Annotated in this window: 24 protein-coding genes; 12 read left to right on the top strand and 12 right to left on the bottom strand. The window is 51.8% G+C overall.

Annotation, left to right across the window (positions count from 1 at the left end):
• Positions 1-50: 50 nt before the first annotated feature.
• The 3 genes from CHB92_RS11480 to CHB92_RS11490 form a co-directional block, all read right to left on the bottom strand.
• Positions 51-989 (bottom strand): 1-phosphofructokinase family hexose kinase, encoded by a 939-nt coding sequence (locus CHB92_RS11480; protein WP_089319353.1) that lies wholly within the window; start codon positions 987-989, stop codon positions 51-53.
• Between the two features lie 120 nt (positions 990-1,109).
• A complete protein-coding gene (gene otsB / locus CHB92_RS11485) occupies positions 1,110-1,946 on the bottom strand; it encodes a trehalose-phosphatase (RefSeq protein WP_089319354.1) in 837 nt (278 codons plus the stop codon).
• Positions 1,947-2,333: 387 nt separating this feature from the next.
• Complete coding sequence (locus tag CHB92_RS11490; protein ID WP_089319355.1) at positions 2,334-3,110, bottom strand: HAD family hydrolase; 777 nt, start codon at positions 3,108-3,110, stop codon at positions 2,334-2,336.
• A gap of 740 nt (positions 3,111-3,850) precedes the next feature.
• Between CHB92_RS11490 and pgi the strand changes: the two genes are divergently transcribed.
• Both pgi and CHB92_RS11505 read left to right on the top strand, forming a co-directional pair.
• Positions 3,851-5,503, top strand: a complete 1,653-nt coding sequence (pgi, locus tag CHB92_RS11500) for a glucose-6-phosphate isomerase (RefSeq protein ID WP_089319357.1) — start codon at positions 3,851-3,853, stop codon at positions 5,501-5,503.
• A 48-nt stretch (positions 5,504-5,551) separates the two neighbouring features.
• Positions 5,552-7,147, top strand: coding sequence for a hypothetical protein (locus tag CHB92_RS11505; protein WP_089319421.1), 1,596 nt, complete (start codon positions 5,552-5,554; stop codon positions 7,145-7,147).
• A gap of 86 nt (positions 7,148-7,233) precedes the next feature.
• On the opposite strand, the gene CHB92_RS11510 is transcribed toward CHB92_RS11505, so the two are convergent.
• A complete protein-coding gene (locus tag CHB92_RS11510; RefSeq protein ID WP_245842500.1) occupies positions 7,234-8,325 on the bottom strand; it encodes a DNA topoisomerase IB in 1,092 nt (363 codons plus the stop codon).
• Between the two features lie 141 nt (positions 8,326-8,466).
• Between CHB92_RS11510 and CHB92_RS11515 the strand changes: the two genes are divergently transcribed.
• From CHB92_RS11515 to CHB92_RS11530, 4 genes are all read left to right on the top strand, one after another.
• Positions 8,467-8,871 carry a hypothetical protein gene (locus CHB92_RS11515; protein ID WP_089319423.1) on the top strand — a complete coding sequence of 135 codons (405 nt, stop codon included), beginning with the start codon at positions 8,467-8,469 and terminating at the stop codon, positions 8,869-8,871.
• An 80-nt stretch (positions 8,872-8,951) separates the two neighbouring features.
• Entirely contained in the window at positions 8,952-11,801 is a 2,850-nt protein-coding gene (locus tag CHB92_RS11520) for a M16 family metallopeptidase (RefSeq protein WP_089319358.1), read from the top strand.
• Positions 11,802-12,014: 213 nt separating this feature from the next.
• Positions 12,015-12,848, top strand: a complete 834-nt coding sequence (locus CHB92_RS11525; protein WP_089319359.1) for a M48 family metalloprotease — start codon at positions 12,015-12,017, stop codon at positions 12,846-12,848.
• A 55-nt stretch (positions 12,849-12,903) separates the two neighbouring features.
• Positions 12,904-14,055 carry an App1 family protein gene (locus tag CHB92_RS11530; RefSeq protein WP_089319360.1) on the top strand — a complete coding sequence of 384 codons (1,152 nt, stop codon included), beginning with the start codon at positions 12,904-12,906 and terminating at the stop codon, positions 14,053-14,055.
• A gap of 50 nt (positions 14,056-14,105) precedes the next feature.
• On the opposite strand, the gene CHB92_RS11535 is transcribed toward CHB92_RS11530, so the two are convergent.
• Positions 14,106-14,561: a YybH family protein gene (locus CHB92_RS11535; RefSeq protein WP_089319361.1), complete on the bottom strand. Its 456-nt coding sequence runs from the start codon at positions 14,559-14,561 to the stop codon at positions 14,106-14,108.
• The gene (gene mtgA / locus CHB92_RS11540; protein WP_089319362.1) at positions 14,551-15,285 is read right to left on the bottom strand and encodes a monofunctional biosynthetic peptidoglycan transglycosylase; all 735 of its coding nucleotides are present in this window, start codon (positions 15,283-15,285) and stop codon (positions 14,551-14,553) included. Before mtgA ends, CHB92_RS11535 begins: the two co-directional genes overlap by 11 nt.
• Before the next feature lie 228 nt (positions 15,286-15,513).
• On the opposite strand from mtgA, the gene CHB92_RS11545 reads away from it, so the two are divergent.
• Together CHB92_RS11545 and CHB92_RS11550 are read left to right on the top strand one after the other, a co-directional pair.
• Positions 15,514-16,149 carry an LON peptidase substrate-binding domain-containing protein gene (locus tag CHB92_RS11545; protein ID WP_089319363.1) on the top strand — a complete coding sequence of 212 codons (636 nt, stop codon included), beginning with the start codon at positions 15,514-15,516 and terminating at the stop codon, positions 16,147-16,149.
• A gap of 17 nt (positions 16,150-16,166) precedes the next feature.
• Complete coding sequence (locus CHB92_RS11550; RefSeq protein ID WP_089319364.1) at positions 16,167-17,387, top strand: metallophosphoesterase; 1,221 nt, start codon at positions 16,167-16,169, stop codon at positions 17,385-17,387.
• A gap of 4 nt (positions 17,388-17,391) precedes the next feature.
• On the opposite strand, the gene CHB92_RS11555 is transcribed toward CHB92_RS11550, so the two are convergent.
• The 3 genes from CHB92_RS11555 to CHB92_RS11565 all read right to left on the bottom strand — a co-directional run bounded on the left by CHB92_RS11555 (position 17,392) and on the right by CHB92_RS11565 (position 20,143).
• Positions 17,392-18,300 (bottom strand): diacylglycerol/lipid kinase family protein, encoded by a 909-nt coding sequence (locus CHB92_RS11555; RefSeq protein WP_089319365.1) that lies wholly within the window; start codon positions 18,298-18,300, stop codon positions 17,392-17,394.
• Positions 18,301-18,373: 73 nt separating this feature from the next.
• Positions 18,374-19,171 (bottom strand): M48 family metallopeptidase, encoded by a 798-nt coding sequence (locus CHB92_RS11560; RefSeq protein WP_089319366.1) that lies wholly within the window; start codon positions 19,169-19,171, stop codon positions 18,374-18,376.
• A gap of 165 nt (positions 19,172-19,336) precedes the next feature.
• Positions 19,337-20,143 (bottom strand): murein L,D-transpeptidase catalytic domain family protein, encoded by an 807-nt coding sequence (locus CHB92_RS11565; RefSeq protein WP_089319367.1) that lies wholly within the window; start codon positions 20,141-20,143, stop codon positions 19,337-19,339.
• Positions 20,144-20,404: 261 nt separating this feature from the next.
• Here CHB92_RS11565 and CHB92_RS11570 point away from each other — a divergent pair, with 261 nt between their 5' ends.
• A complete protein-coding gene (locus CHB92_RS11570; protein WP_106219113.1) occupies positions 20,405-20,806 on the top strand; it encodes a hypothetical protein in 402 nt (133 codons plus the stop codon).
• A gap of 30 nt (positions 20,807-20,836) precedes the next feature.
• Here CHB92_RS11570 and CHB92_RS11575 read toward each other — a convergent pair whose 3' ends face one another.
• The gene (locus tag CHB92_RS11575) at positions 20,837-21,235 is read right to left on the bottom strand and encodes a hypothetical protein (protein ID WP_089319369.1); all 399 of its coding nucleotides are present in this window, start codon (positions 21,233-21,235) and stop codon (positions 20,837-20,839) included.
• Between the two features lie 305 nt (positions 21,236-21,540).
• Here CHB92_RS11575 and CHB92_RS11580 point away from each other — a divergent pair, with 305 nt between their 5' ends.
• Positions 21,541-21,774, top strand: a complete 234-nt coding sequence (locus tag CHB92_RS11580) for a hypothetical protein (protein ID WP_089319370.1) — start codon at positions 21,541-21,543, stop codon at positions 21,772-21,774.
• An 88-nt stretch (positions 21,775-21,862) separates the two neighbouring features.
• Here CHB92_RS11580 and CHB92_RS11585 read toward each other — a convergent pair whose 3' ends face one another.
• Both CHB92_RS11585 and CHB92_RS11590 read right to left on the bottom strand, forming a co-directional pair.
• Complete coding sequence (locus CHB92_RS11585) at positions 21,863-22,312, bottom strand: DUF4199 domain-containing protein (protein ID WP_089319371.1); 450 nt, start codon at positions 22,310-22,312, stop codon at positions 21,863-21,865.
• A gap of 57 nt (positions 22,313-22,369) precedes the next feature.
• Positions 22,370-22,840 (bottom strand): DUF4199 domain-containing protein, encoded by a 471-nt coding sequence (locus CHB92_RS11590; protein ID WP_089319372.1) that lies wholly within the window; start codon positions 22,838-22,840, stop codon positions 22,370-22,372.
• Between the two features lie 335 nt (positions 22,841-23,175).
• Between CHB92_RS11590 and CHB92_RS11595 the strand changes: the two genes are divergently transcribed.
• Together CHB92_RS11595 and CHB92_RS11600 are read left to right on the top strand one after the other, a co-directional pair.
• On the top strand, positions 23,176-24,801 hold the full coding sequence (locus CHB92_RS11595) for an ABC-F family ATP-binding cassette domain-containing protein (protein WP_089319373.1): 1,626 nt from the start codon (positions 23,176-23,178) through the stop codon (positions 24,799-24,801).
• A gap of 29 nt (positions 24,802-24,830) precedes the next feature.
• Entirely contained in the window at positions 24,831-25,532 is a 702-nt protein-coding gene (locus CHB92_RS11600) for a hypothetical protein (RefSeq protein ID WP_245842501.1), read from the top strand.
• The last annotated feature ends 13 nt before the right edge of the window (positions 25,533-25,545 follow it).

Below are 25,545 nucleotides of genomic sequence, written 5' to 3' on the forward strand. Positions count from 1 at the left end.
ATGCCACCCTTTTTGTTTCCTTTTAATTCAAAAAGATGCTTTTAGCTGGCTTACTTGTGTTCCATTAACCAGTTAAACACTTCTTCGGTATCCTCTTTCCGGCACAGCTCAGAGCCAGGAGTCATAGTAGCAGCAGTACCGGCAGCCACACCATAACGTACGACCTCGTCCAGGCTTCTTCCCTGCTGCAGTGCCAGCACCATCCCCGCCACCATGCTGTCGCCCGCTCCTACGGCGCTTTGTTGCGGTACGGTTGGGGGTACTACATAACTCAGCTCTCCCTCTTTTGTGGCGAGCATAGCGCCACGAGGTCCCAGCGATACCACCAGCACTTTGCATTTCCCTTCGCTTAGTACCTTCCGGGCAAGTTCTTCCTGCTCCATGGCTGTGATCTGCTCTTTTCCGGCAAGTGCTGCCAATTCGCCCAGATTGGGTTTCAGCAAGTATACGCCCTCTCCTGCAGCTGCCATCAGTGCCTCCCCGGAAGTATCTACAATCAGTTTAAACCCACGGGTGTTGGCGATCGCTGCTACCTGCGCGTAAAAATCGTCCGGCACCCCCGGCGGTAGGCTGCCGCTGGCAACGACAAACGTTGGCAACTGCTGCAGGTTCTCCAGTTTCTGCAGGCATTGCCGCCACTCGCTTTCCTGCGTTTCCGGGCCGGGCATGCCAAAGCGGTACTGGTTCCCGGTATTGTCCTCCATTACCATCAGGTTTTCGCGGGTCCAGTTCTTCGTGGGAATCGCCCAGAAATCAACCCCTTCCTGCTGCAGCAAGTCGCAGAGGCGCTGCCCCGAAGGTCCACCGGATAGAAGCCAGGCACTGGAAGTCCCCCCCAGCTTTCGGATTGCACGCGACACATTAATTCCCCCGCCACCCGGTTCAAAGGTAGGTTCTCCACACCGCAGCTTTTTCTCCGGCAACACGTGCGGGAGGTGTGTGCTTTTATCTAAAGCGGGGTTGAGGGTTATGGTAATAATATCTTGCATACCTTTGTTTTTTAGAGGAATAGAACAACATCCCTGATTTTAGCAGCCTCAACGACCTGCAGATCGTCGGTCACCATACTGCTCCAGTCCCTGTTTTCTTTTTTTTACGAAACGCAGAGCTTAGTTGTGTTGCTGCTGATGTTTTATGGTTTGCGTCAGCGTTTCCAGGAACGCCTGCACATCCTCTACGTCTTCTAAGCGGTACTCGGCCGCCGTCTTATCATCGTGCTCCCCTACCAGTATGCCGATCCCCTGTCCTTGCAGGGTGGCAAAAGCATCTTCATCGGTAATGTCATCCCCGATATACAGCGGCACAACATCCGGCTGATTCAGCCCCAGTTCTTCCATCAGCCACAGCACGGCTTTCCCTTTGTGCCAGTTCAGGTTGGGCTTTAACTCGATGATCTTTTTCCCCAGCCCCTCTTTGAGTTGCGGGTATTGTTGCAGCACCTCCTCTGTCACCTGCTTCACTCGATCAACCTTTGCCTCGGCTACATTGCGGTAATGCACGGCAATGGCATACCGCTTCCGCTCTACAAAGGCCCCTTCTACATCCTGTAGTTTTTCCTTCAACACCTTATCGGCCTCCTCTAGGGCTGGCAGGGCTTCTTTGGCACCTCCCGGTTCGGTGTGCATGTTTCCTGGACCCGAGATATCAAAGCCATGTGAGCCGGCGAAATACAGATTATCCAGCTGCACCAGCTTCTCTACGTTTGCGCGGTCGCGGCCACTGACTACAGCCACGCTACACACCTTGGCCAAACGCTGTAAAGTATCCCGCATTTCCTGGGTAAGTACGGCCGCATCCGGGTCCTTGACAATAGGACTAAGGCATCCATCATAGTCGAGGAAAACAGCTGGCTTTTTCCCGGCTATTAACCCGGGGATATCGCTTAAGGCAGAAGGTAAGTTTTGTGGGTCAAGTTTTTGTACTTCCTTGGTAGACTGGTCTTTCATAGTGTTTTGATTGGAAATATAGGCGGCACCGGCCTGGTACCTTGACTCTTCTTTCTCTTGTTTCTTTAATTAGTTATTAGGTATCCGGCAAGCTCTGTCTCAACTCACTGAAAGAGCACTGTACCTGCTTTACTGGCATAAGAAGGCTCTTGTGTCACAAAAATGACTGGCATTGCGTTGCTCTTGCTGGCGACGGGAGCTTGTCAAAAGAATTTACTCATTTGTGCGCATTTAGTTTTATCAGGCAATTATGCAAACTGGGCTTCCCCGTTCGCTTTGAAGCAGCACAGAAAGCCTATAAAAGAACAAAGCCTCCTTTGTGAAAGAGGCTTTGCCCAATAAATGACTTGTGGGTCCTGTAAACCCACTGGCAGACAAAGTGCTCTTCTAAGAGTTAACCGATTCGCTTTTAGCCTTTACCTCTGCCCCAAAGCCTTTGATCACCAGGTCTGCTCCCTTCATTTCCAGGGCTTCCTTTTTAAAGCTGTGGTCTACGCCTACTACCAGTGCAAAGCCACCCGCTTTCGCGCCCTCTATGCCTATGGCAGCATCTTCAAACACAGCGGTCTCTTCTGGCTTTACCCCTAGCTGTCGGGCCGCCTCCAGGTAAATGTCCGGCGCTGGCTTGTTCTTCAGCTTGAGCTCTCCTGCTATCACCCGATCTACCCTTACTTCGAAAAGTCTTTCCAAGCCGGCGCGGCGTAAAATGGTCAGGCAATTGCGGCTAGCAGACACAATGGCAGTTTTCAGGCCCTTTTTCTGCTGTTCCTTTACCCATTGCACAGCGCTATCGAACACCACCACCCCATTTTGCTTCAGCAGCTCATGGAAGTACAGGTCCTTGCGCTCCCCCAGGCCCACAACGGTGTCTTTATCGGCATCATCATCCGGCTGTCCTTCCTGCAGCGTGATGCCGCGGGACTCCATGAACTTGCGCATCGCGTCGAGGCGCGGCACGCCGTCCACATAAGCACGATAATCCTCTTTTAACTCGAAGGGCTTGTAGTTCTGGCCGTCCTGCTCGCCGCGCTGTTTCAGGAAGGAATCACACAGCTTCTTCCATGCCTCTGCATGCAATCCGGCCGTGTTTGTAATAACACCATCCATATCCAGGATAAGGGCTTTGATGTTCTTTTCTTTTATAAGGTTGCTCAGGTTACTCATTACTGTATAATTTTATTTACAATTTTCGTACGCTCCGTTCTCACGCAAAGCTGGCTTGAGGAAAAGTTTTGCTGACGCTCCGGCTATTGCCATGGGAATGCATTTTCCTTTGAAACCAGCGACTCCTTTTCTATACGACAAAGTAACCGGACCAGCTCCTTTGTCCTTTGTATGTGCTTTACATTTACTTTCAGGAATTGTTGCCCATTTTGAGACTAAATTGGCTTTCTACCCGAAGATCTTTTATAAAGCAGCCAAAACGCCCTTCCCTTACATCAAATATAGTCATTCGTGCATACAAATGCTGCATTTGCCCCGACTTATAGCGCCTCTTCTTCCTTTCCTCTCTCCTGCTCCCATATGAAAAGTTTTGACAAGAAGACTGTAAGCGGAAACCAAAAAACAAAACAGAGCCCCAGCCGCTATCTAAATTTAAGGAAATATCTTTCCCCTGCGCACCCTGCCAGGCAGTTTTGTGTCCTGCTTCCAACCCTTGTGTCTTTATGTGCTTTCTGCTGCCAAAACCATTCTGTTTGCCTCAGAAATAAAACAGGTTCTTTATAGAATTGTAAACAACTCATTTGATAGGGCCGGGACTTAAATATTGCAATTTATTATTTATAACTTGCCCGCTTGTGAATACGTGTAAGCTATAATCCTTTTTACCGCTATAAACAGCAATACAAGGAAACCAAAGCTATTTAGACAAGGAAGCCCAGTAATCATCAACAGAGACAAATATGCTAAAAAACATTTCGCCTACTCAGACCAACGCGTGGACTAAACTGCAGGAGCACTACAAGCAAGTGCAGCCACAGCATCTCCGGGATCTTTTTGCGCAAGATCCGCAACGATTCGAAAAGTTCTCCCTCCACCTGGAAGACATGCTGTTTGACCTATCCAAGAATCGCATTACGGAGGAAACCCTTGACTTGCTCACGGACCTGGCGGAAGAGACAGGCCTACCTGCAGCCATAGAAAGCATGTTCACTGGAAAAGAAATCAATGCGACAGAAGGGCGCGCTGTACTGCACACGGCCTTGCGTAACTTTTCAGACGAGCAGTTGGGGGTAGATGGCGAAAATGCATTGGAGGAAGTGCGAGACGTGTTGCAGCAGATGAAAAAATTCTGTGACAAACTGCATAGCGGGGAATGGAAAGGCTATACCGGTAAGCCGATCAGCAGTATTGTGAATATTGGCATCGGCGGCTCTCATTTGGGTCCGCAGATGATCACGGAAGCACTGAAAAAATATCAGAAACCAGGGATCGAGGTACATTTCATCGCCAACATTGATGGAACCGATGCCGCGGAGGTACTACGTCTGGTAGAACCAGAAACAACCCTGTTTATTATCGCCTCCAAGACCTTCACCACTAAGGAAACGATCACAAACGCCAAAACAGCTCGTTCCTGGTTCCTGGAGAGCGCACAGGACAAAGAGCACATCAAAAAGCATTTCGTGGCCCTCTCGACCAATACCGACGCTGTCGTAGAGTTTGGTATTGCGCCGGAAAACACCTTCCGCTTCTGGGATTGGGTAGGGGGTCGCTTCTCCTTGTGGTCTTCTATCGGCCTTTCTATTGCCTGTGCCCTGGGGTTTGACAAGTTCGAAGAATTGCTGCGCGGTGCCGAGGCCATGGACAAACATTTCCGCAGTACCCCCTTGCGCCAGAACATCCCGGTGCAAATGGCGCTGCTGAGCATCTGGTACACCAACTTCTTCGGCTGCCAGACGCACGCCATCCTGCCCTACGACCAGTACCTGCGCCTGCTACCAGAGTACCTGCAACAGTTGCAAATGGAAAGCAACGGCAAAAGCACCGACCGTAATGGTAAGCCAGTGACTTATGAAACACAACCGGTTATCTGGGGGGCAGCCGGCACCAACAGCCAACACTCTTTCTTCCAGCTCATTCACCAGGGCACTGTCCTGATCCCCTGTGATTTTATTGCCCCGGCGCAAAGCCATAACCCACTCGGAGAGCACCACCCGATGCTACTATCCAACTTCTTTGCCCAGACGGAGGCACTGATGAAAGGGAAGACAGCCGATGAGGTAAGAGCAGAGTTGACCCAAAAAGGCGGCATGAGCAACGAGGCACTGGAAGCACTGGTACCGCATAAAGTGTTCGCGGGCAACAAGCCGACGACCTCTATTATGTTCAAAAAATTAACGCCTTACACGCTTGGAAGCTTGGTCGCCATGTATGAGCACAAAACTTTTGTGCAAGGTATCGTATGGAACGTATATAGCTTCGACCAATGGGGCGTGGAACTAGGCAAACAGCTGGCAGGGGCCATAGAGGCTGAGTTACTGCAGCAAAAGGCCGGTAACCACGACGCCTCCACAGCAGGCTTAATTAATTACTATTCACAAAACCGCAGCTAAGATAGGTAGAGGTCTCCGTTGCCGGTTTTAATTTACGTTATCCTCGGCATGAGAAACAGACTATGGGTATGGCTACTGTTCTTAAGTGTTTACTTAAGCGGCTGTGCCGATAACGACTTTTTTCAGGAGGATGCACTGGCAACGGAGGCTGAACTACAAGGCAGAACGCCGGCAGGGCCGGACAGTGCCTGGGTTATAGCAGGCCGCCATTATGACCGCAACGGCCTCCACCGCTTTTTCTGGGGCGACCATAACCGGAGCATCTGGACAACGCCCGTTAAACTCCCGGTCTTCGATCTGCATGAAGTAAAAGGCGGACTCTCGGTGGAAGACATTGGCGGCGGCTTCCAAACCACCAGTTTCGACCTGCAGGACTCTACAGGGCGGCACTATGCCTTCCGCTCCATTGACAAAAACCCCGTGGAGGTGGTAAGCCCTTTCTGGCAAAAGACCTTTGTCGTTAACATACTGCGCGACCAGACCTCTGCCGCAAATCCCTACGCTGCCCTGGTTGTACCCGTACTGGCCGAAGCGGTACAGGTACCCCACAGCACGCCTACCCTCTACTATGTCTCTAAAACGGATACCACGTTCGGAGAGTACGCCCCACTTGTGCAAGGCAGACTCTTTATGCTGGAGGAAGAATACAACGGCCCGACTGACCTGACGCCTGCCTTTGGAGACGCAGTTAATTTTGCAGACTCCGAGGATGCCTTAAAGCTCCGCTTTAACGACAACACCTATCATTTTGACCAGCATGCCTTTGCCCGGGCCCGCCTCCTGGACCTGCTCATTGGTGACTGGGACCGCCACAAGGGACAGTGGGACTGGGCTGTTGTCCGGCAGGGATCAGACACTTACTTTAGGCCAGTCCCCAAGGACCGTGACCAGGTCTTTTTACAAATTCAGGACGGGCTCATTCCCTCTATCGCTACCAGCAAGATCCTGGCCCGCAAGCTGAAGTCTTTTGACGATGATTTTAAGGATGTCAAAGCCTACATGATCAATGCCGAGTTTGTAGACAACAGGCTGCTGCACGAGCTCAGCTTAAAAGAGTGGCAGCAAATAGCCCAAACCATGCAGGCTGTCCTCACAGATGAGGTAATCCAAAAAGCGGTTCGCCAGCTACCTCCTCCAGTACATGCACAAATCGGCCCGCGCATCGCCCATCAGCTCCAACGCAGGCGCGACCTGCTCCCTAAAGCGGCGGCCGAGATGTATGAAATCCTGGCAGAAAAAGTAACGATACCGGGAACAGACCAGACAGAGCATTTCCGGGTAAAGCGGTTGGATGAGGGGCGAACAGAGGTAACCGTCACACGTCCTGCAAAAGGCGCGGTACCGGCCAAACAGCTGTACCACCGTGTCTTTTCGAAGGATGAAACAGAACTGATCACTTTGCATGGGCTGGCAGAAGATGATGTGTTTGAAATTAGCGGAGAGGTAAAGGATGCCATCCAGTTAAAAGTGTATGGCGGGTTGGGAGAAGATGATATTACAGATACCTCGCGGGTACAGGGCTGGAAGAAGATGACAAGGATCTACGATACGGACAGGGGCAACGACATTGTTTTGGGTTCCGAGGCAAGGGATATGACAACCGATGATGTACGGGTGCATGCCTATGACCGGGAAGGGAACTGAGGTCGATGCCCATGCACAGGGCTAAACGCATCGGCAGAAGCCTATCCCGCCTTTACAGCGGCTATAAAGTGCAGGGCCTTCATGCCTTAGGCTGCGCTCTTTTTCTTTTCGCGCGCTACGCGCTGCAGCATTTTCAAAACTAGCTCTTCAGTAGGTGAGAGGTGGTCTGAAGCAGCTGTGTCCGCATCATGCTTTTTCAGGTATCTCAGCAGTCTGTCCTCCCGAAACAGGTTTACTACTTCGGGATGAATATAGTATTTGCTACAAACACTTGGGGTGTTACCCAGCCCTCTGGCTACGTCCTTTACCGCTCTCTTAATGCTTTTCTCCTTGTCCAAGTCCGGCTCCTCCTCCAGCACGTCCTCCAGGCATTCGACCATGCGCACAGTGCCCCCCCAGGTTCTGAAGTCCTTTGCCGTAAAATCGTGCTCCGTCACTTCCCGCAGGTACTCGTTCACGTCCCCCGACTCCAACGTCTGCCGCTCCCCCTCCTCATCGTAGTACTGGAAAAGGTCATACCCCGGGATGTCCTTACACTTTTTCACCAGCTGGGCCAGGCGGCGGTCTTTCATGTCTATCTCCTGCTCTACCCCTTTCTTGCCCTTAAAGGTAAACTTGATTTTGCTTCCCTCAATCTTCACGTGCTTATCCCGCAAGGTAGTAAGGCCATAAGACTTATTGGCTTTCGCGTAATGGCGGTTTCCGACACGGATCAGGGCGTTGTCCATAAGGGAAAGTACCAGGGCGGTTACTTTGCGGCGGTCCAGTTTGCGTGAGCGGATATCCTCCTCTATCTGCTCCCGCAGTTGTGGCAGCGCTTTCCCGAACTCGATCATGCGTCCGAACTTCGTCAGGTTGCGGGCTTTCTGCCAGTCCGGGTGATAAATGTATTGCTTGCGGCCCTTGGTATCCCGCCCCGTGGCCTGCAGGTGCCCCTTGGGTGATTTAGAGATCCAGACATCCGTCCAGGCAGGGGGAATTACCAGCGCCTTAAGCCGCTCCAGCACCTTTTCGTTTGTAAGGCGCTCCCCATGCTCATCCACATAATAAAATCCTCTCCCCGCTCCTTTCCGGCTATAGCCGGGCTTATCGTCAGACGTATAGCGTAACCCGGCCCAGGCGGCAGATTTTGATGGGTCGGCATATCGCTCGTGCAGTTCTTTCTTCTTGGCCATCATTCAAGGCGTCAACTCCCTCCTATTCTGCACTTCTTACTCCTGTTCTGCCCAAAAGTTGTACTGAAAAGAAGCGCTTTGGCGCGCGTGGGGCATGGGGTAAACAGAAACTGCCTTATCTTTGCCGCACAAGAGACTTTAACCATGCACAAAAACATCTCCTACCTCTATGCCTTTTTCGGCTTCTTTATGCTGGCCTGCGGGGCCGTAGCTGTTGACCTGGCTGGCGAGCAGGCCATGACCGCTCTTATTACGGGTGCAGCCGGGGGATTGATCGGGCTTACCGCAGGGCATTTCCTGAACCGGGGCAAACGCTGGGGCTTTGTGCTGGGAACCGCTGAAGCAGGCATTCTTACCCTGCTCTTAGGCTGGCGCTCTGCCACTTACTTTACGCGCCTGCTGGCCATGTTAAAGCAGGCCGATACAGGCGAACTGACAGAAACAGCCGGGATGGCATTTCTCCTAACTACGGCCATGCTCCTGATCACGCTGCTTACCCTTACCGTCTCCGTTATGTTTGCGAAACAGGTATTAAGAGAAACAAAATAGGCGTTCGTCTATATTTTTTTGAACCATGCGTTGGTTGTTTTACATTGTTAATCATATCACCTCACCAAAACAACAACGCAATGGTAAACAAAACCATGCTGAGCATTGTGCTTACTGCAAGTGTAGTGAGTGCCGCGGAGGCTCAGACTAAACTCGTGGAGAAGGTAACCAAGAAAGGCGATGAGCTGGTTATCCCTTACGCCAAGTACAAGCTGGCCAACGGCCTGACGCTGATCGTGCACGAAGACCACTCCGACCCTGTGGTACACGTAGATGTCACCTATCATGTGGGCTCGGCCCGCGAAGAGGTAGGGAAGTCTGGCTTCGCGCACTTCTTTGAGCACATGATGTTTCAGGGTTCCGACAACGTAGCCGACGAGGAACACTTCAAAATTGTGTCTGAGTCAGGCGGCACGCTGAACGGCACCACCAACCGGGACCGCACCAACTATTTCGAGACAGTGCCAAGCAACCAGCTGGAGACTGCTTTGTGGCTGGAGGCCGACCGGATGGGCTTTTTGCTGGATGCCGTAACACAGCAGAAGTTTGAGGTGCAGCGCGAGACTGTGAAGAACGAGCGCGGCCAGAACTACGATAACCGCCCCTACGGCCTGGTGTATGAGATGACCTCAAAAAACCTTTACCCCTACGGGCATCCCTACTCCTGGACAACCATTGGCTACATCGAGGACCTGAACCGGGTAAACGTAAATGACCTGAAAAACTTCTTCCTGCGCTGGTACGGCCCGAACAACGCCACCGTTACTGTCGGGGGTGATGTAAAGCCCGAAGAGGTAGTGAAGCTGGTAGAGAAGTACTTTGGCTCCATACCAGCCGGACCGGCCGTGCAGGACATGAAGCCAATGGTGCCTGCCCTGGATAAAGACCGCTATGTATCCTACGAGGACAACGTGCGCTTCCCGATGCTGCGCATGACTTTTCCTACCCCAGAGGCAGGCCATAAAGACGAGCCGGCCCTAGACGTGCTGGCAGAGATCCTGGGACAGGGGAAAACCTCTATCTTCTACAAAAACTTTGTAAAAGAGCAGAAAGCCATGCAAGCTTCTGTTTATAACTCTACCTCGGAGCTGGCTGGCGAGTTCGGGCTTACGCTCGTGGCTTTCCCGAACACGCCGCTGGCACAGACAGAGGAACTGGCTCGTCAGTCTATCGCTGAGTTCGAGAAGCGCGGCATCAACGACGAAGACCTGCAGCGCTTTAAGGCCCAGGCAGAGTCCAGCCTTATCAACCGTATGGGGAGTGTGAGCGGCAAGGTATCGCAGCTCGCCAGCTATGAGACCTTCCGCAACAACCCGAACTATATACAGGAGGAGCTCAAGCGCATTCAATCGGTAACGAAAGAGGATGTGCAGCGCGTGTACAACCAGTACATCAAGGGCAAACCGGCCGTGATCCTGAGCGTGGTGCCAAAAGGCAAAACAGACCTGCTGGCAAAAGCGGATAACTACACGATCTCTAAAGAAGGCTACAAGCCAGGGGCTGACGAGTACAGCGGCTTAACGTATACCAAGGCCGTTGACACCTTCGACCGCAGCAAGCGCCCGGGTGCTGGTGAGAACCCTGTGGTTCCGGTACCAAGCTACTATACCTCCAGCTTTAAGAACGGCCTGAAACTGATCGGCACGCAGTCCAGCGAAATCCCGACGGTAACGCTGATGCTAAATATTGCGGGTGGCCACCGCCTCCAGGCAAAAGACCCCGCCAAAGCAGGCATCGCCTCGCTTACAGCCGACATGCTGAACGAGGACACAGAGCACTTTACTTCTGAGCAGTTCAGCAACGAACTGGACAAACTCGGTAGTTCTATCCGTATTGGCGCCGGTAGCGACGAAACGTATGTGATGGTACAGTCGCTCAAGAAGAACCTGGACAAGACACTGACCCTGTTAGAGGAGCGCTTGTTCCGTCCTAAGTTCACGCAGGAAGACTTTGACCGCCTGAAAAAGCAGCAGTTGGAAGGTATCGCCAACCAGGCGACACAACCAACGGCTATTGCCAACAACGTATACAACAAGTTGCTGTATGGCGAAGGGCATATCATGGCTATACCAAGCTCTGGTACAGAGAAAACCGTGGCAAACATCACGCTGGAAGACGTGAAGAAGTTCTACAACGAGAACTACTCCCCTTCTGTATCGCAGGTGACGGTAGTGGGTGACATCACCGAGAAAGAGTTGATGGACAAGCTGACCTTCCTGAAGAACTGGAAGAAGAAAGACGTGAAGCTACCAGCCGATGTAAAGGCGCCTGCTATTGACAAGACGCGCATCTACTTCGTAGACAAGCCGGATGCGGCACAGTCAGAGATCCGGATTGGCTATTTGGCTATGCCGTATGACGCGACAGGCGAGTATTATAAGGCTGGTTTGATGAACTACGCCCTGGGTGGCGCCTTTAACAGCCGTATTAACCTGAACCTGCGCGAAGACAAAGGCTATACCTATGGTGCCCGCTCTTACTTTGGGGGTGGCAAATATGCCGGTCCGTTCACGGCTTCCGCTGGTGTTCGTGCCGATGCCTCTGCCGAGTCGGTAACGGAGTTCATGAAAGAACTGACCAATTTCCAGAAAGACGGTATCTCGGAAGATGAGCTGAAGTTCATGAAGAGCTCCATCGGACAGGCCGATGCCCGCAAGTACGAGACACCGTACCAAAAGGCAGGCTTCCTGGGCCGTATCCTGGAGTATAACCTGAGCAAGGACTACGTGAAGAAGCAGACCGACATCCTTCATAACATCACCAAGCAGGAGATTGATGCTTTAGCGGCGAAGAACCTACCGGTGAACAACATGCACATTGTGGTAGTTGGCGATAAGAAAACCGTTTTGCCAAAGCTACAGGCTCTGAATTACGAAGTAGTGGAAGTGGATGCGGATGGCAACCAGATCGGAAGCTCCTCGCTAAAGTAAGCTTTCCTCTTACTTTTGCTAAAGGCCCTTGCGCAAGTCAAGGGCCTTTTTGTTTTGCACTATTTCGTGTCCATCCGTGCTTAAACCCTGCCCTCCAGCATCCACGTAAAGCAGGGCAAATGCTGTGTACGTTCTTTGCGCTGGTATAAATTAGAAAAAGAGTATATGAGAAAGCGAAAAGCAGCGTTGCACTGATACGATTAACTATTATTTATGAGAAAGCATATTTTTACCCCCGCATGGCTACTGGCATTGGTTGCCATGCTAACGTTAGGCAGCTGCGAAAGCAATGACGGCGTTATCTTCTCTACGAAAGATGACATTAGCCTGGGGCAGCAGGTATCACAAGAGGTAGACTCTACGTACCGCGCGCAGGGGAAGCTCCTGGAGCGAAACAGCAGCAACGCCAACGTACAGAAGGCTTACCAGAACCTGGACCGTATTGTAAACCGTATCCTTAACTCAGGGCAGGTGAAGTACCGGCAGGAGTTTCCGTGGACGGTAAAGCTAATCAAAGACGATAATACCTTAAATGCTTTTGCCACACCCGGCGGGCAAATTTACGTGTTTACCGGCCTGATCAAGTACCTGCAGGACGAGGACCACTTTGCCGGGGTACTGGCGCATGAAATTGCCCATGCCGATAAGCGCCACAGCGTAAAGCAGCTGCAGCGCGACTACGGCATTTCTCTGCTCCTGTCTGTGGCCCTGGGGAATAACCCGAGCACGTTGCGCGAAATAGCAGCACAGCTGACCGGCTCCCTGGCTGGCCTTAAGTTTAGCCGGGACGCCGAAAAGGAAGCCGATGAAACCTCGGTGCTGTACCTGGGCGGTACGAACTACTATGCCTGCGACGGAGCAGCCGGTTTCTTTATCAGACTGGAGCAGGATTCGCAGCAGGGCACGCCGCCCGAGTTTCTGAGTACACACCCGAGCCCGGATAACCGTATACTAAATATAGAGCAAAAGGCACAGAAGCAGGGTTGTGATACCTCGTCTGCCCCCGACACTGATTTTGAGCAGCTGAAAAGCGCATTGAACCTGTAACCACCACAAGTGCCTGCCCTAAACCAGCAGGCATTTATCTTTTGAAAGAAAGCACATGAAAAACTTAAAGAAACAAGTAACTAAAACTATTCTGAAAGGTGAAGAGAAACTGGACCTGCTCACCTTTCAGCTTAAGAACAAACTAAAGCTAAACCGCCCGTTGCAGATCGTAACCTACCGTAGTTACGGTACACCCAACAGGTTGTATGTAAAAGGCAGGGTGCTGGTAGACAAAGGGATCAGGCACTCCGAGGAAAACGACACCACCTGGGAGAACCTGCTGAACATGTACCGTCGTTTTGAAACGGATGAGGTCCCCAATGCGCGTGTACAGCTGTGCCTGCAGGACGAGCTATACGAGATCACGACGGATGCAGAAGGCTACTTTGTGATGAACCTGGAGCCAAAACAGGCGTTACAGCTGGATGATATCTGGCACGACATAGAAGTGAATTTGGTAGAGGCGCCCATGCAGCTGGAGGAAGGGATAACGGAAACGGCGCATGTGCTGGTCCCCCCACCGGATGCAGAGTATGGCATCATCTCCGACATTGATGACACCATCGTTCGGACCGGCGCTACCAATCTGCTGGAGATGGGTAGAACCGTACTATTGAATAATGCCCACTCACGCATTCCCTTTCATGGGGTATCCCAATTTTACCGCTCGCTACAGCTGGGCAGAAACGGCAAGCGCAACAACCCTTTCTTTTATGTCTCCAGTAGCCCCTGGAATAACTATGATCTGCTCTACCACTTTCTTGAACTAAATGAGATCCCACAGGGGCCCTTGCTGCTCCGTGATTTCGGCATTGATGAGAAGAAGTTCCTGAAGTCGGACCACATGAGCCACAAATACAAGGAGATCGAAAACCTGCTCATCACCTACCCTAGCCTCAACTTCATTCTGGTGGGCGACAGCGGGCAGCAGGATGCCGCCATTTACCGGGAAGTAGTGAAGAACCACCCGGGCCGCATCATAGCCATTTACATACGGGACGTAAACATAGCAGAGCGGACAAAAGCGGTACAGACTATCTCCGATGAGTTAAAGCAGGAAGGCGAGGTAGAAATGGTGCTGGTAAAGAACACTGCCGCCGCCGCCGCGCATGCTGCCGATTGTGGTTACATCTTCACAGAAGAGGTAGAGGAGGTAGAAAAAGAAGCCAGGCTAGATGAAGAGGGCGACGCGGAGGGCCTCATTTAACTTAAAATGTGCTACAGCTGTGGTAAAAAGCCATGGCCTGCCGCACTTTCTTAGCTGGAGTGATCTGCAACGATCTTCCAGCCATCCGCGAACTTCCTGAAAATAACTGAAAAGTGTCCTTCCAGGTCACCTTTCGAGGCCTCGCGTGCCAGATGCCATTTGCCTACTACCAGCATGGTTTCCGGGGAGAGTTCCTTTACCTCCTTTAGGTCGAAGCGAAGCGTGCCCATGGCCGCCGGGTCCGGGTAACTGCGCCGGTAGTTCTCCAGGGTCTGTTGCCAGCCATACGTCAGCCCGCGGGACCCAATGAACAACAGCGAGTCCGACTGCCAATAGCCCTGCATGTAGCATTCCAGGTCGCCCCGGCTCCAGCAGGCGGCCTGTTCCTCCAGCACCTGCCGTACGGCTGCCTTGGCACTTACAGGGGTATCGGCGTTTAACCGGGGCGTACAGGCCATGAAAAAGGACAGGCCGGACACCAGTAGCAGGCGTAGTTTATTCTTCATCTGTTACCGGTAAGATTTCTTTGATATAGGTGGTCCCCCCCAGGCGTCCCATGGCTCTTGCAATACGCCCCCGGCGGGTATAAACGTACCCCGAGGGGTTTTGAGCGGAGTACTTGATCGGATTCGGCAGCACGGCCGCTAAAAGCGCTGCCTGTTGCCTGCCTACGTCTTTTGCAGGCTTCTTAAAAAACTTCTGGGAGGCCGCCTCTACCCCAAACACGCCATCCCCCATCTCGGCTATGTTCAGGTACACTTCAATGATGCGCTCCTTGCCCCACAGCACCTCGATCAGTAGCGTAAAGTAAGCTTCTAGGGCTTTCCGGAAATAGCTGCGGCCGTGCCACAGGAACACGTTCTTTGCCACCTGCTGGCTAATGGTGCTGCCCCCGCGGATGTTCCCGCCCTTCTGATTCCGCTGAAAGGCATCCATGATCGCATCGAAGTCAAACCCATAGTGTTGCAGGAAAAGCTGGTCTTCCGAGGCCACCACGGCCAAAGGCAACTGGTCCGACATTTCTTCTAAGGATACGAACTCGTAGCGGATAGCAGGGTTCTCCTTGCCCTCCACCCCGGCCTCAGCGCGACGTTTGACCATGTGCAGGGTGGCTGGTGGGGCAACCCATCGGTAGAGCAAGACCCAGGCAACACTTATCAGAAAAAGACAAAGCACCAGCTTCACAAACAGTAATTTCACCTGCCTTAGCCCCAATCGCTTTTTACTCATTTTTGCACCATTCTTTAAAGCCGCAAAGGTAAGAAGTTTGTACGTTTATGCTAGCGACGGCCTTTGTTTGTGTTGCCTAACACTCAGTGCCTAGCAAGCGTAAGCAAGGAAAGAACATAAAGTAGAAGGAGCTGCTTCTGTTATCTTAATGTATCTTAAGCGCTCCATAACAGCATGACCAAGGCCTAAGAACAGGGCCGTTTACCGGCAACCCAAAGGAAAAGCACCATGAGTAAATATCTACCACTCTTCCCACTGGACATCGTCGTGTTTCCGGGAGAGAAACTCAACCTGCACGTGTTCGAGCCCCGCTACAAGCAGCTCGTGATTGAGTGTGTGGCAGAGGAAAAGACCTTCGGCATCCCTACCTATATACAGAACGGCGTGGGAATATACGGCACGGAGATCGAGATCCTGAGCATCGAGAAAAAGCATGCCAACGGCGAGATGGATATCCGGACAAAAGGGCTAAGAACCTTTAAGATCCTGCAGTTCGATAAAATGGCTCCCGGCAGGCTCTACGCCGGAGGCGAGGTAGAAGAACTGGAGAACAAGGAAGACGAAGACATCGTGACAAAGCTAAAGATCAGGGAAAACCTGAAGCAGCTCTACGAGGCGCTGGACCTGGGGGGACTGTACATGGAGCTTCCTGACAACTTCAAGAGTTATGATATTGCCCATCACCTCGGGCTGAGCACAGAGCAGGAGTATGCCCTCCTGCAATTGCAAAGTGAGGGCGACCGGCAGGAGGCAATTCTCCTGCACCTGCAACAGATTCTCCCTATCGTGCTCGAAACAGAGCGCCTGAAAGACCGGGTGCGCCTGAACGGTCACTTCAAAAACCTGACACCGCCCAACTTTTAGATCTGCGATACTCCCCTATGCTGGTATACCTCCTCTCTGTGACACTAGTCGTGCTGTTTGTATTTACCGCCTTTAGCTACTGGCAGGAACTCAAGTACAGGCAGAAACCCTACTACAGGCTTTCGGATGTCGGCTGGCAGCACCTGCGCCAGCCTGAGCAGGAGGAACTGGTACACTCCGTGGCCTTATTAGGGGATGTAGGGGCTGTGGCGACGGACGGTACTGATCCGCTCCTGCACCTGGTGGAGAACTGGAAAAGAGAAAGCGGGCAAGCCGGCACCATGCTTTTCCTCGGAGACAACCTGTACCCGATCGGGCTGCCTACGGAAGGCAGCAAGCACAGAGCCCCCGCCGAAGCGCGCCTGAACCTGCTGATAAAAGAGGTCCGCGACTTTGCAGGCAGAGGTGTTTTTCTGAGCGGAAACCACGATTGGCTGAAAGGCAGAACCGGCGGTTATGCGCAGGTGCTCCGGCAGGAGCGTTATGTGCGAAAAAGACTGGAGGATGACGCATGCTATCTCCCCCGGAACGGATGCCCGGGACCGGAAAGCCTGCAACTGGCGGAGGGCCTGTTACTGGTCATTATCAACACGCAGTGGTTTGTGCAGCGGGGCGAAAAGCCACTCGGAAAGCAACAAGGCTGCCCTTACGAGGACATCGAGCAGTTTTTTGTAGCGTTTAACAACCTGCTCCGCAAGAACAGGCACCAGCACGTGTTGGTTGCTGCGCATCACCCCCTTTACAGCAATGCGCTGCATGGCGGCAAGTTCACGGTAAAACAGCATATCTTTCCGCTTACCGCCGCCCACAGGCGCTTTTACCTGCCCTTGCCCATCTTCGGCTCAGTTTACCCTTTCTACCGCAAGCTCTTTGGGGCCTACGAGGACATGTCGCACCGCAAGTACAAGAAAATGCGCAAGCGCCTGCTCCGCATCATGCACCGCTACAACAACATCGTTTACGCAGCCGGCCACGACCATAACCTGCAGCACTTTGAGGTGCAGGGAAACCATTACCTGGTTAGCGGCTCCGGCAGTAAAACAGCTTTTGTTAAAAAAGGAGGTAAAGCCACGTTTACACTGGAACAACTTGGCTTCTTTGTGTTAAACTACTACCAAAACGGTGAGGTGTGGCTGGAGGCACGGGTCGTGTCCAAAGAATCAGCGGATGGCACTGTCATGTTCCGGAAGAACATTAAAAGCGTTTTACAACCTGTACCAGAGGTACGGGAGGTTTAAGCATTTACTCCTCGTCTTCGGGTAAGGGTAAGATTACTTTCAGGCTTCTGGGGTGTATGTCCACCTTGATGGTGTCTCCCAAGTCTATCGGCTCCCCGTCGATGTGCATCACTTCATGGTCGATGTTGTAGATCGTGGCGCTCTTACAACTGAGGCGCCTGGAGTATACCGAGGTATCAATGCTATCTGTATACAGTTTATACAGGATGCTGATGCCGGCTGTTTTAGGGAAGGGCTCGATCAGGCAGATCTCAAAACGTCCATCGTTTAAAATACCGTTGGGGTTGATGTTGGCATTCGTGCCGAAGGCATTGGCATTGGCAATCGTCACCATAAAGGCCTCTCCTTCAAACACCTCCTTATCTGTCTCTATCCGGTAAAACTTAGGCGCATAGCCAAGGTACTCCTGCATGGCAATCCAGGCATAGGACCCCGGACCACGGGTCCCTCCCTCACAAAACTTATGCACCACCAGGGCGTTAAAACCCAGGTCGCTTAAGTGTATGGACGGAACGCCGTTTAACGACACGGTGTCAATGTTCCGGATCACGTGCCGGTGTATTAGCACTAAGGCCTCTTCCGTGTCCTGTGGCACGTGCAGGTCTTTAGAGAGGCCGTTACCAGAGCCTAGCGGAATAATACCTAGCGGCGTAGTGGTCCCGATCAGCAGGGATGCCACGATGCTCACAGTGCCATCTCCCCCAATGGCAAATACTCCGTCATACTTGGTAGCGTTTAGCTTTTCCCTTATATGCTCCTTGTCCTTCTCCCCTGTGGTCTTATAGATAGCACAGGCTATCCCATGCTGCTTGCAGATAGCCTTGATATCCTCCTCCAGTTCTTCCTTGTCAATGTCGCCGGATATAGGGTTAATTACAAAAAGTAAAGCCTGTTGCTTCTTCTCGTCGTCCATGTTTGCGTCTGATACTCCTTGCCTTGATACGGCAAAGTTTCCAGAAAGTAGGAATTAAATTGAAAAGCCGATTTTATTGCGGCAGGCCGTTCGGGTACTCCTCCCGGATGACCTGTTCAAGCTGGGCTACCCGGTTGCCTGGATTCGGGTGCGTTTGCAAGAACTCAGGGCCTCCCGCGCCCCTGTTTGCCTGCTCCAGGATGCGCAGCACCGCTATCATGGCCCTGGGGTCGTAGCCCGCCTCACCCGTTAGCTGCACAGCCAGCCTGTCCGACTCCAGTTCATCCTCGCGGCCGTAGCGCATGTTCACCAGCCGGCCCACCATGGCCGCTACGGCTGCCCCTGCCCTGCTGGAGGGGTTCTCAGGGTCATAGGTGGCGATAGCAGCGGCACCGGAAAGGCTCTCCGTTAACTTGGCCTTCGCCAGCTGCTGTGCCGAGTGCCGTGCCACCACGTGTCCTATCTCATGCGCCAGCACCCCTGCCAGCTGCTCCTCAGACTCCAGGCGCTCCAAGAGCCCTGCCGTGATAAAGACCTGTCCGCCCGGCAGGGCAAAGGCATTTACCGTCTGCTCATCGGCAAGCAGGTGAAACTCAAAATGGTAAGGAGAGTTCCGGACCCGGGTATTCTGCACCAGGCGCTGCCCCACTTCCTGTACCTTCGCCGCTGCCTCCCTATCCGGGTGCAGGCCACCGTACTGTTGGGCCATTTCGGGGGCGGCCTGCAGGCCGAGGGCTATCTCCTGCTCCACGGTCATGTCCACGTGCTGCTCTTCGCCGGTAAATTCGTTCTCCTCGGTGGTACACCAGTAGGTAACCAACGAAACAGCTGCCATCAAAAGGGCAATGATAAATTTAATTACGCCACTCATATCCTTTCGTAAGCCCGCAATAGGTGCAGGCGATGTTAAGGAAACGGTGGGGCCCTCTGTCTGGTTACGGAAACAAGCTATGGCTGAAACAAAAGCAAAAGGGCCCTCGGTAATGAAACACCGAAGGCCCTTTTGCTTAGGCTTGTGAAGCCAGGAGCTTTACTGTTAAGAAAGATTCTCATTCGCTGTCTCCAGGGCAAAGGCTTCCACCGCATTCGCTACGTTCAGGAAACTGGATGTATACCCGCTATCATTGCCATGGATGTACATAACGGTTTTGTCTTTGATAGCCGCGATTACCTCATCAGATATCTCCCTCGGTACGGAAGGGCAGCCAAGGCTACGGCCCAGTCTGCCGTGCTGCTTCACAAAGGCTTCTGTCGCATAATCGGCACCGTGCACCACAATGGCCCGTGCCATGGCATTGGAGTTATACGTCTTGTCCATGCCCTGCAGGCGCAGCGATAAGCCGTGCTTGCCGAAGTACGTGGCATCGGTCAGGTAAAAGCCCAGGCTGCTCATATAAGAGTTAGGCGTATTAGAGAATTTAAGGGCCTTATCTTCCCCGGTGTTGCGGCCATGGGCTACCAGGGTATTGATCAGCACTTTCTTAGCGTCCAGGTCAATGATCCACATACGCTTTTCGCCGCTGGACTTTGTGAAATCAATAACAGTTAAGATGGACCTGGCAGAGGTAAGGCGGCTTTGCTTAAAGTTCTGGTAGCCAATCATGGCTTTCTCGAAAACATCGTAGGCAAGTCCTTTGGCTTGCAGGCCCGCCTGCTCGTACACAGTTTTTAGATGGGCATTAAAGGCCTGTTGCTTTTCTGCATACGTAAGCGCTGTGGCCTTATTGTTTACGGTTAATGCTTCTACCTTTAAAGGCTCCGGTGTTGCACCTAAAGGGCGGGAAGCAGGTAAGGTGAAAGATAATAGACCGAGGGTTAACGAGGTTGCGAGTACTCTTAACATGGTTTTTTAGCTTCTTTTTCTCTGTTTAAGTATAGCCAACAGGCGCTTTCAGGGAAATTGTTCCTTCGGCAGGTAAGCCAGAGGGCGTACAAAGCACCTCATTTAAAAGCAAAGCAGCTTAAAATCAAGCTTCAGAGGCTATAGGGCCTGTATTCATGCCAGAAAAAAAACTTTTCCAAAAGCATAAAAAGAACGCTTTTTTCTGCTTTATCTTGTGTTGTTGTGCAAATTCTGCAACTTTGAAGCAGCAATAAGACAGAGATGATAAAGCGATTGTTTGTGGTACAGGTGCTTTCCCTTGCCCTGCTAAGTTCCTGTGGCGTGCCGGAGGAGTTTCAGGCCTTTAACAGCAAAGCCTGGAAAGAAGACCGCTATGCCTGCAAGGGACAGCGAGCGGAACTGGTAGACGATTTTGAGCAGATACGCAAGGACTTGTACGGCCAAAAAGAATATGTTGTGCGCAACCTGCTGGGGAAGCCCGACCAGGAAGAACTGCTGAAGCGCAGCGAACGCATATACTATTATTACATCGAGACAGGCGACCAATGCGCCGATCGCACAAAAATGTCGGGAGCTAACCGCATCGAACTCCGGCTTAACTCCCTGGCAAAAGTATCAGAAATCAATTACAGGTATCCGGACCAGGTAAAGAAGCTTGAGTAGCGAAGCTTTTTACCTGGGGCTTCCCAAACATCACTCTCCTTTTACTTCCTCGGTCAGTTGGGCGTTGGCGTTTCCTTTCAGCTGGTTCAGGTGCTGCATTTGCCTTTCGCTCAGGATGTGCTTCAGCAGTTCGCTGCTTTCGAAGGCGAGCATCCGGTAGGCCCTGGACTGCAGTATCGGGTCTGTGGCATAGGTGTTCTCCGCTTCTGCCAGCTTTTGGTAACGCTGCTGGTTTATTCTCTCCACCTCCGCATACTGCTGCTCCGTCAAGTTCAGTTCCCGGCTCATTTCCAGGGTGGCCATGGCTGGCCCGTCAAGGCTTACAGCCAATACCTGTCTGTCGAGCCCGTCATCCGCCACCTTCAGGTGCTGCGCATGGCCGGCAGTGCAAAACAGTGTTCCGAGCGATAGAAGTAAAAATTTAAGCATAAGTATATAAGGGTGTATTACTGTACAGAAGGCTGGCCTTCTGGGGTTTAAACGTTACTAGCTGCGGACGGTTTCCTGTTTTTCGTGTTTTTAGACGGCCCTAACTTTTTATTTTATTCAGCGGGCTATAGTGAAATGTAATATTTACTGGAGCCAGTTTGAAAAAAATATTTGATAAGTTAAGCTACAGACTTGTAACCAAAGGGGGCGCGAAGGGTATATCTTATAAAGACATGGATTGGATTTTAAATACGTACAACCGCAAAGCCTGAACATGGAGATGGTTTTGTTTTAACATAAACAACATGAGGACAACATATTACAACCCTAGTAAACTTGAAGTTAGTTTTGCCAAGGCGTTTAAGGCGCTCACCCCTCAACTAGAAACAGAATTGGATGAAGGAGAAGAGGTAATAGAAATTGAGTCGGTGCATGATGCAGATAACCCCCTGGTGATTTTTAAGCTGAAAGACAAAGAAGGAGATATACACGAGGTCGTGGTACAGATCATACAGCGCCCGGACCACATCGTCAAGTAATAAAACAACGGGACAACCCTACAAACAAAAGGCCAGCTTCAGAAGAGCTGGCCTTTTTAGTGTTGAATGTCGTAAGATGGCGTGTGCTTCAGGTTGCTTTGCGTTCCCGGCGCTTAAAAAACTGCATGGCGATGAAGGCGATCATAAAACCCGAGATCAGGCCTTCCAGCATCAAAACCGTAAAAATGGCCAGTCCAGGGGTTGTTTCCACCCGCTCGCCCAGGTAATCCTCTGCCGAAAGCGTGTTCAGGAGGCCCTCCCCCCCTATCTTTACATACACTAGCACAAAAACGGCAAAAAGAACGGTGCCTGCCACCGCGGTTATCACGCCGGTGCCCAGCCCTTTAAAGTAGTGTATCTCGCCGTGCACCCGCTGTTTATAGTTCCTGATGGCCAATACCACCCCAACAGCCAGGATCAGGCCGTTCAGAAAGCGCAGCTCTACTACGTTCAGGAGCCCCAGCAGGCTCATCAGCAGAAAATAGAGAATAAGGCCCACAGCGGTAAGCATGCCGTACTTTAAGCCTGTCAGTTCCATAGGATGAGGGTGGATAAGCGTGGTTAAAACAGGAAAAGCAAAGGAAAGGCGCTGTTACTACACGCCCTCTGACATGGAGTGGTCACGCCTTTTAAACCATTGCATGGCAATAAAAGCGATCCAAAGGCCCGGCACTGTGCCGTACATAATGGTGAAGCCAAACAAGGCCATCTTGGTGATGCCCTCCGGGAAGAAAGAACTTGCCTGCAGGCTGGCCAGGTAATCTGTGTCCAGCACACTCACAAAGATGACCAGAAACAAGGCCAGTATCGCCGATGAGATAACGCCCACCGTGGCCCCTATGGCCAGTCCCTCAAAATACTCTATGTTGCCGTTCCGGGCCCGTTTCAGCCTCGAAATGGCCACACAGATGCCAATTACCAGAAAGATACCGCTGATAAAGGACAGTTCTATGATTTCCAGAACACCCAGCGCCCACATAATCAGGAAATAAGCGATGTAAGCAATGCCTGTTAGTATTCCCCATTTTGTAGAAACCTTCTGGTACGTTACTTTAGAAGATGCCATGTATTCGTTCGTTTATTGGTTCTCAATTAATCCTTTAAAAATGAACAGTTTGAGGGCACTTTTGGTTAAGGATAGAGCAGAATTACAAGTACATACCTATCCTTTCTGTGCAAAAACTGTATATTACTAAAACTATATACTAAAGAAAGACAAGTGGCGTTGTGCTTTGGTGTATAAATTTTTAAGCTTCTACGCAGAAGCACTTGGTTTAAAACATCTTACAAAGCAGCTTAACCTTAGGTTTTACTCCAGCTTTGCAGCACCTTGCGCTAATCCCGGTTTTTATTTTGTAATTTTGCCCCAAGAATCAAATTCATTCTCATACAAAGCTCTATATGATCAGTACCAGCAATGTTAGCTTGGCTTACGGTAAGCGCACCTTATTTGAAGACGTTACAATTAAATTTGTACCGGGTAACTGCTATGGCCTTATTGGAGCCAACGGCGCCGGTAAATCAACTTTTCTTAAAATATTATCCGGGGAGATAGAACCCAATACCGGCTCGGTAGACATCCCGGCCAATGCCCGCCTGGCTGTATTAAAGCAGAACCACTTTGAGTACGACGAGTACCCTGCCCTGCAAACGGTGATCATGGGTCACAAGCGCCTGTGGAGCATTATGGAGGAAAAGGATGCGATCTACGCCAAGCCGGACTTTGATGAAGCGGATGGCCTGCGTGCCGCAGAGCTGGAAGGTGAGTTTGCGGACCTGGAAGGCTGGAACGCGGAGTACGAGGCAGCCGAGCTCCTGAGTGGCCTGGGCATTACCGAAGACCTGCACCACTCCCTGATGAAGGACCTGAGCGGTAGTGAGAAAGTGCGCGTGCTCCTGGCACAAGCCCTGTTCGGGAACCCGGAGATCCTGCTGCTGGACGAACCTACCAACCACCTGGACGCTGAGTCGATCATGTGGCTGGAGAACTTCCTGGATAACTTTGCCAACACTGTGATCGTGGTATCACACGACCGCCACTTCCTGGATGCCGTGTGTACGCATGTGGCCGATATCGACTTCGGCAAGATTCAGATGTATGCCGGTAACTATACTTTCTGGTACGAGTCCAGCCAGCTGGCGTTGAAGCAGCGCTCCGACGCCAACAAGAAGGTGGAAGACAAGCGTAAAGAGCTGGAAGAGTTCATCCGTCGCTTTAGCGCCAACGCCTCCAAATCAAAGCAGGCTACCTCGCGTGCCAAGCTGTTGGAGAAGCTTACTGTGGAAGATATCAAACCTTCTTCCCGTAAGTATCCGTACATCGCCTTTAAACCAGAGCGTGAGGCGGGCAACCAGATCCTGAACGTGGAGAACATCAGCAAGTCGGTAGACGGGCAGCCGCTCTTTACAGACATTTCCTTTATGGTAGATAAAGGGGATAAGATCGCCGTGATCGGCCGTAACGACTTAGCCGCCTCTACTTTCTTTAAGATTCTGTTTGAGGAAGAGCAGCCTGACAGCGGCGAGTACAAGTGGGGTACTACCATTACCTCCTCTTTCTTCCCGAAAGACAATGCCGCCTTCTTCGATACCAACCTGAACCTGGTGGATTGGCTGCGTCAGTACTCCGTGGAGAAAGACGAGAGCTTTATCCGGGGTTTCCTGGGCCGCATGCTGTTCTCAGGTGAGGAGTCGCTGAAGAAAGCCAATGTGCTGTCGGGTGGCGAGAAGGTGCGTTGCATGTTTTCCCGTATGATGCTACAGTCCGGTAATGCGTTGGTGTTTGATGAACCTACCAACCACCTGGACCTGGAGTCGATCACGGCCCTGAACAATGCCCTGCGTGATTTTGATGGTACGATCCTGTTCTCGTCTCACGACTTGCAGTTTGTGGACACCATTGCCAACCGCATCATTGAGTTAACGCCGAATGGCATCATCGATAAGCGCATGACGTATGAGGAGTATCTGTCGGACGAGACGATCAGGGAGTTGCGCAAAAAGATGTATGCCACGGCGATGGTATAACCTTTAAAAGCAACAAAACCTAAAAACCTATGCCACAATTCCCGCGCCTGCTGCCAGGGCTTCTCTGCTCTTTCCTGCTGTTACTCTTCATACAAACGGAAGCAAGGGCTCAGGTAGATCCGGATACCGTTTACCGTAAACCGGAATTGCCGGTTGGTCCGCCTGCCCCTACAGAGCAGCCAAGGCCACGTACACAGGAAAGACCCGCCCCAACCAGGCGACAGCCTGTCGTGGTGGCTAAACCGGAGCAGGCAGAACTGGAAGAGGACAGGGAGTTGCTAGACAGGTTGTATACCGGCGGTAGCTTTGGTCTGCAGTTTGGCACCTACACGAACATTTCGTTACTCCCGATACTGGGCTACAAGGTAACAGAGCGTTACAGTGTTGGTGTGGGGGTCGTGTACCAGTATTACCGGTTTAGAGGCACCAGCCTGAGCAATTACGGTGGCCGCGCCTTTACCCAGTTAGAGGTAGTGGATATTGGCGAAGGAGCCTTGCTGGCGCATGCTGAGATAGAAGTGCTCAACGTGGAAATGATCGACCGGTTCAATCCGTTTGACAGGAACCGGACAACACTCACGCTCCCGATGGTGGGCCTTGGCTATAGACAACGCTTAAGCGAAAAGGCCTCTTTTGACATGCTGGCACTCTACAACATCAGTGATGATCCGAACAACCCCTACAGTAATCCTGTGCTACGGTTCGGTTTTAACATCGGCTTAGGGAAATAAGAAACGTCACGAG

This window comes from Pontibacter ummariensis, assembly GCF_900188175.1.
GTDB classification, from domain to species: domain Bacteria; phylum Bacteroidota; class Bacteroidia; order Cytophagales; family Hymenobacteraceae; genus Pontibacter; species Pontibacter ummariensis.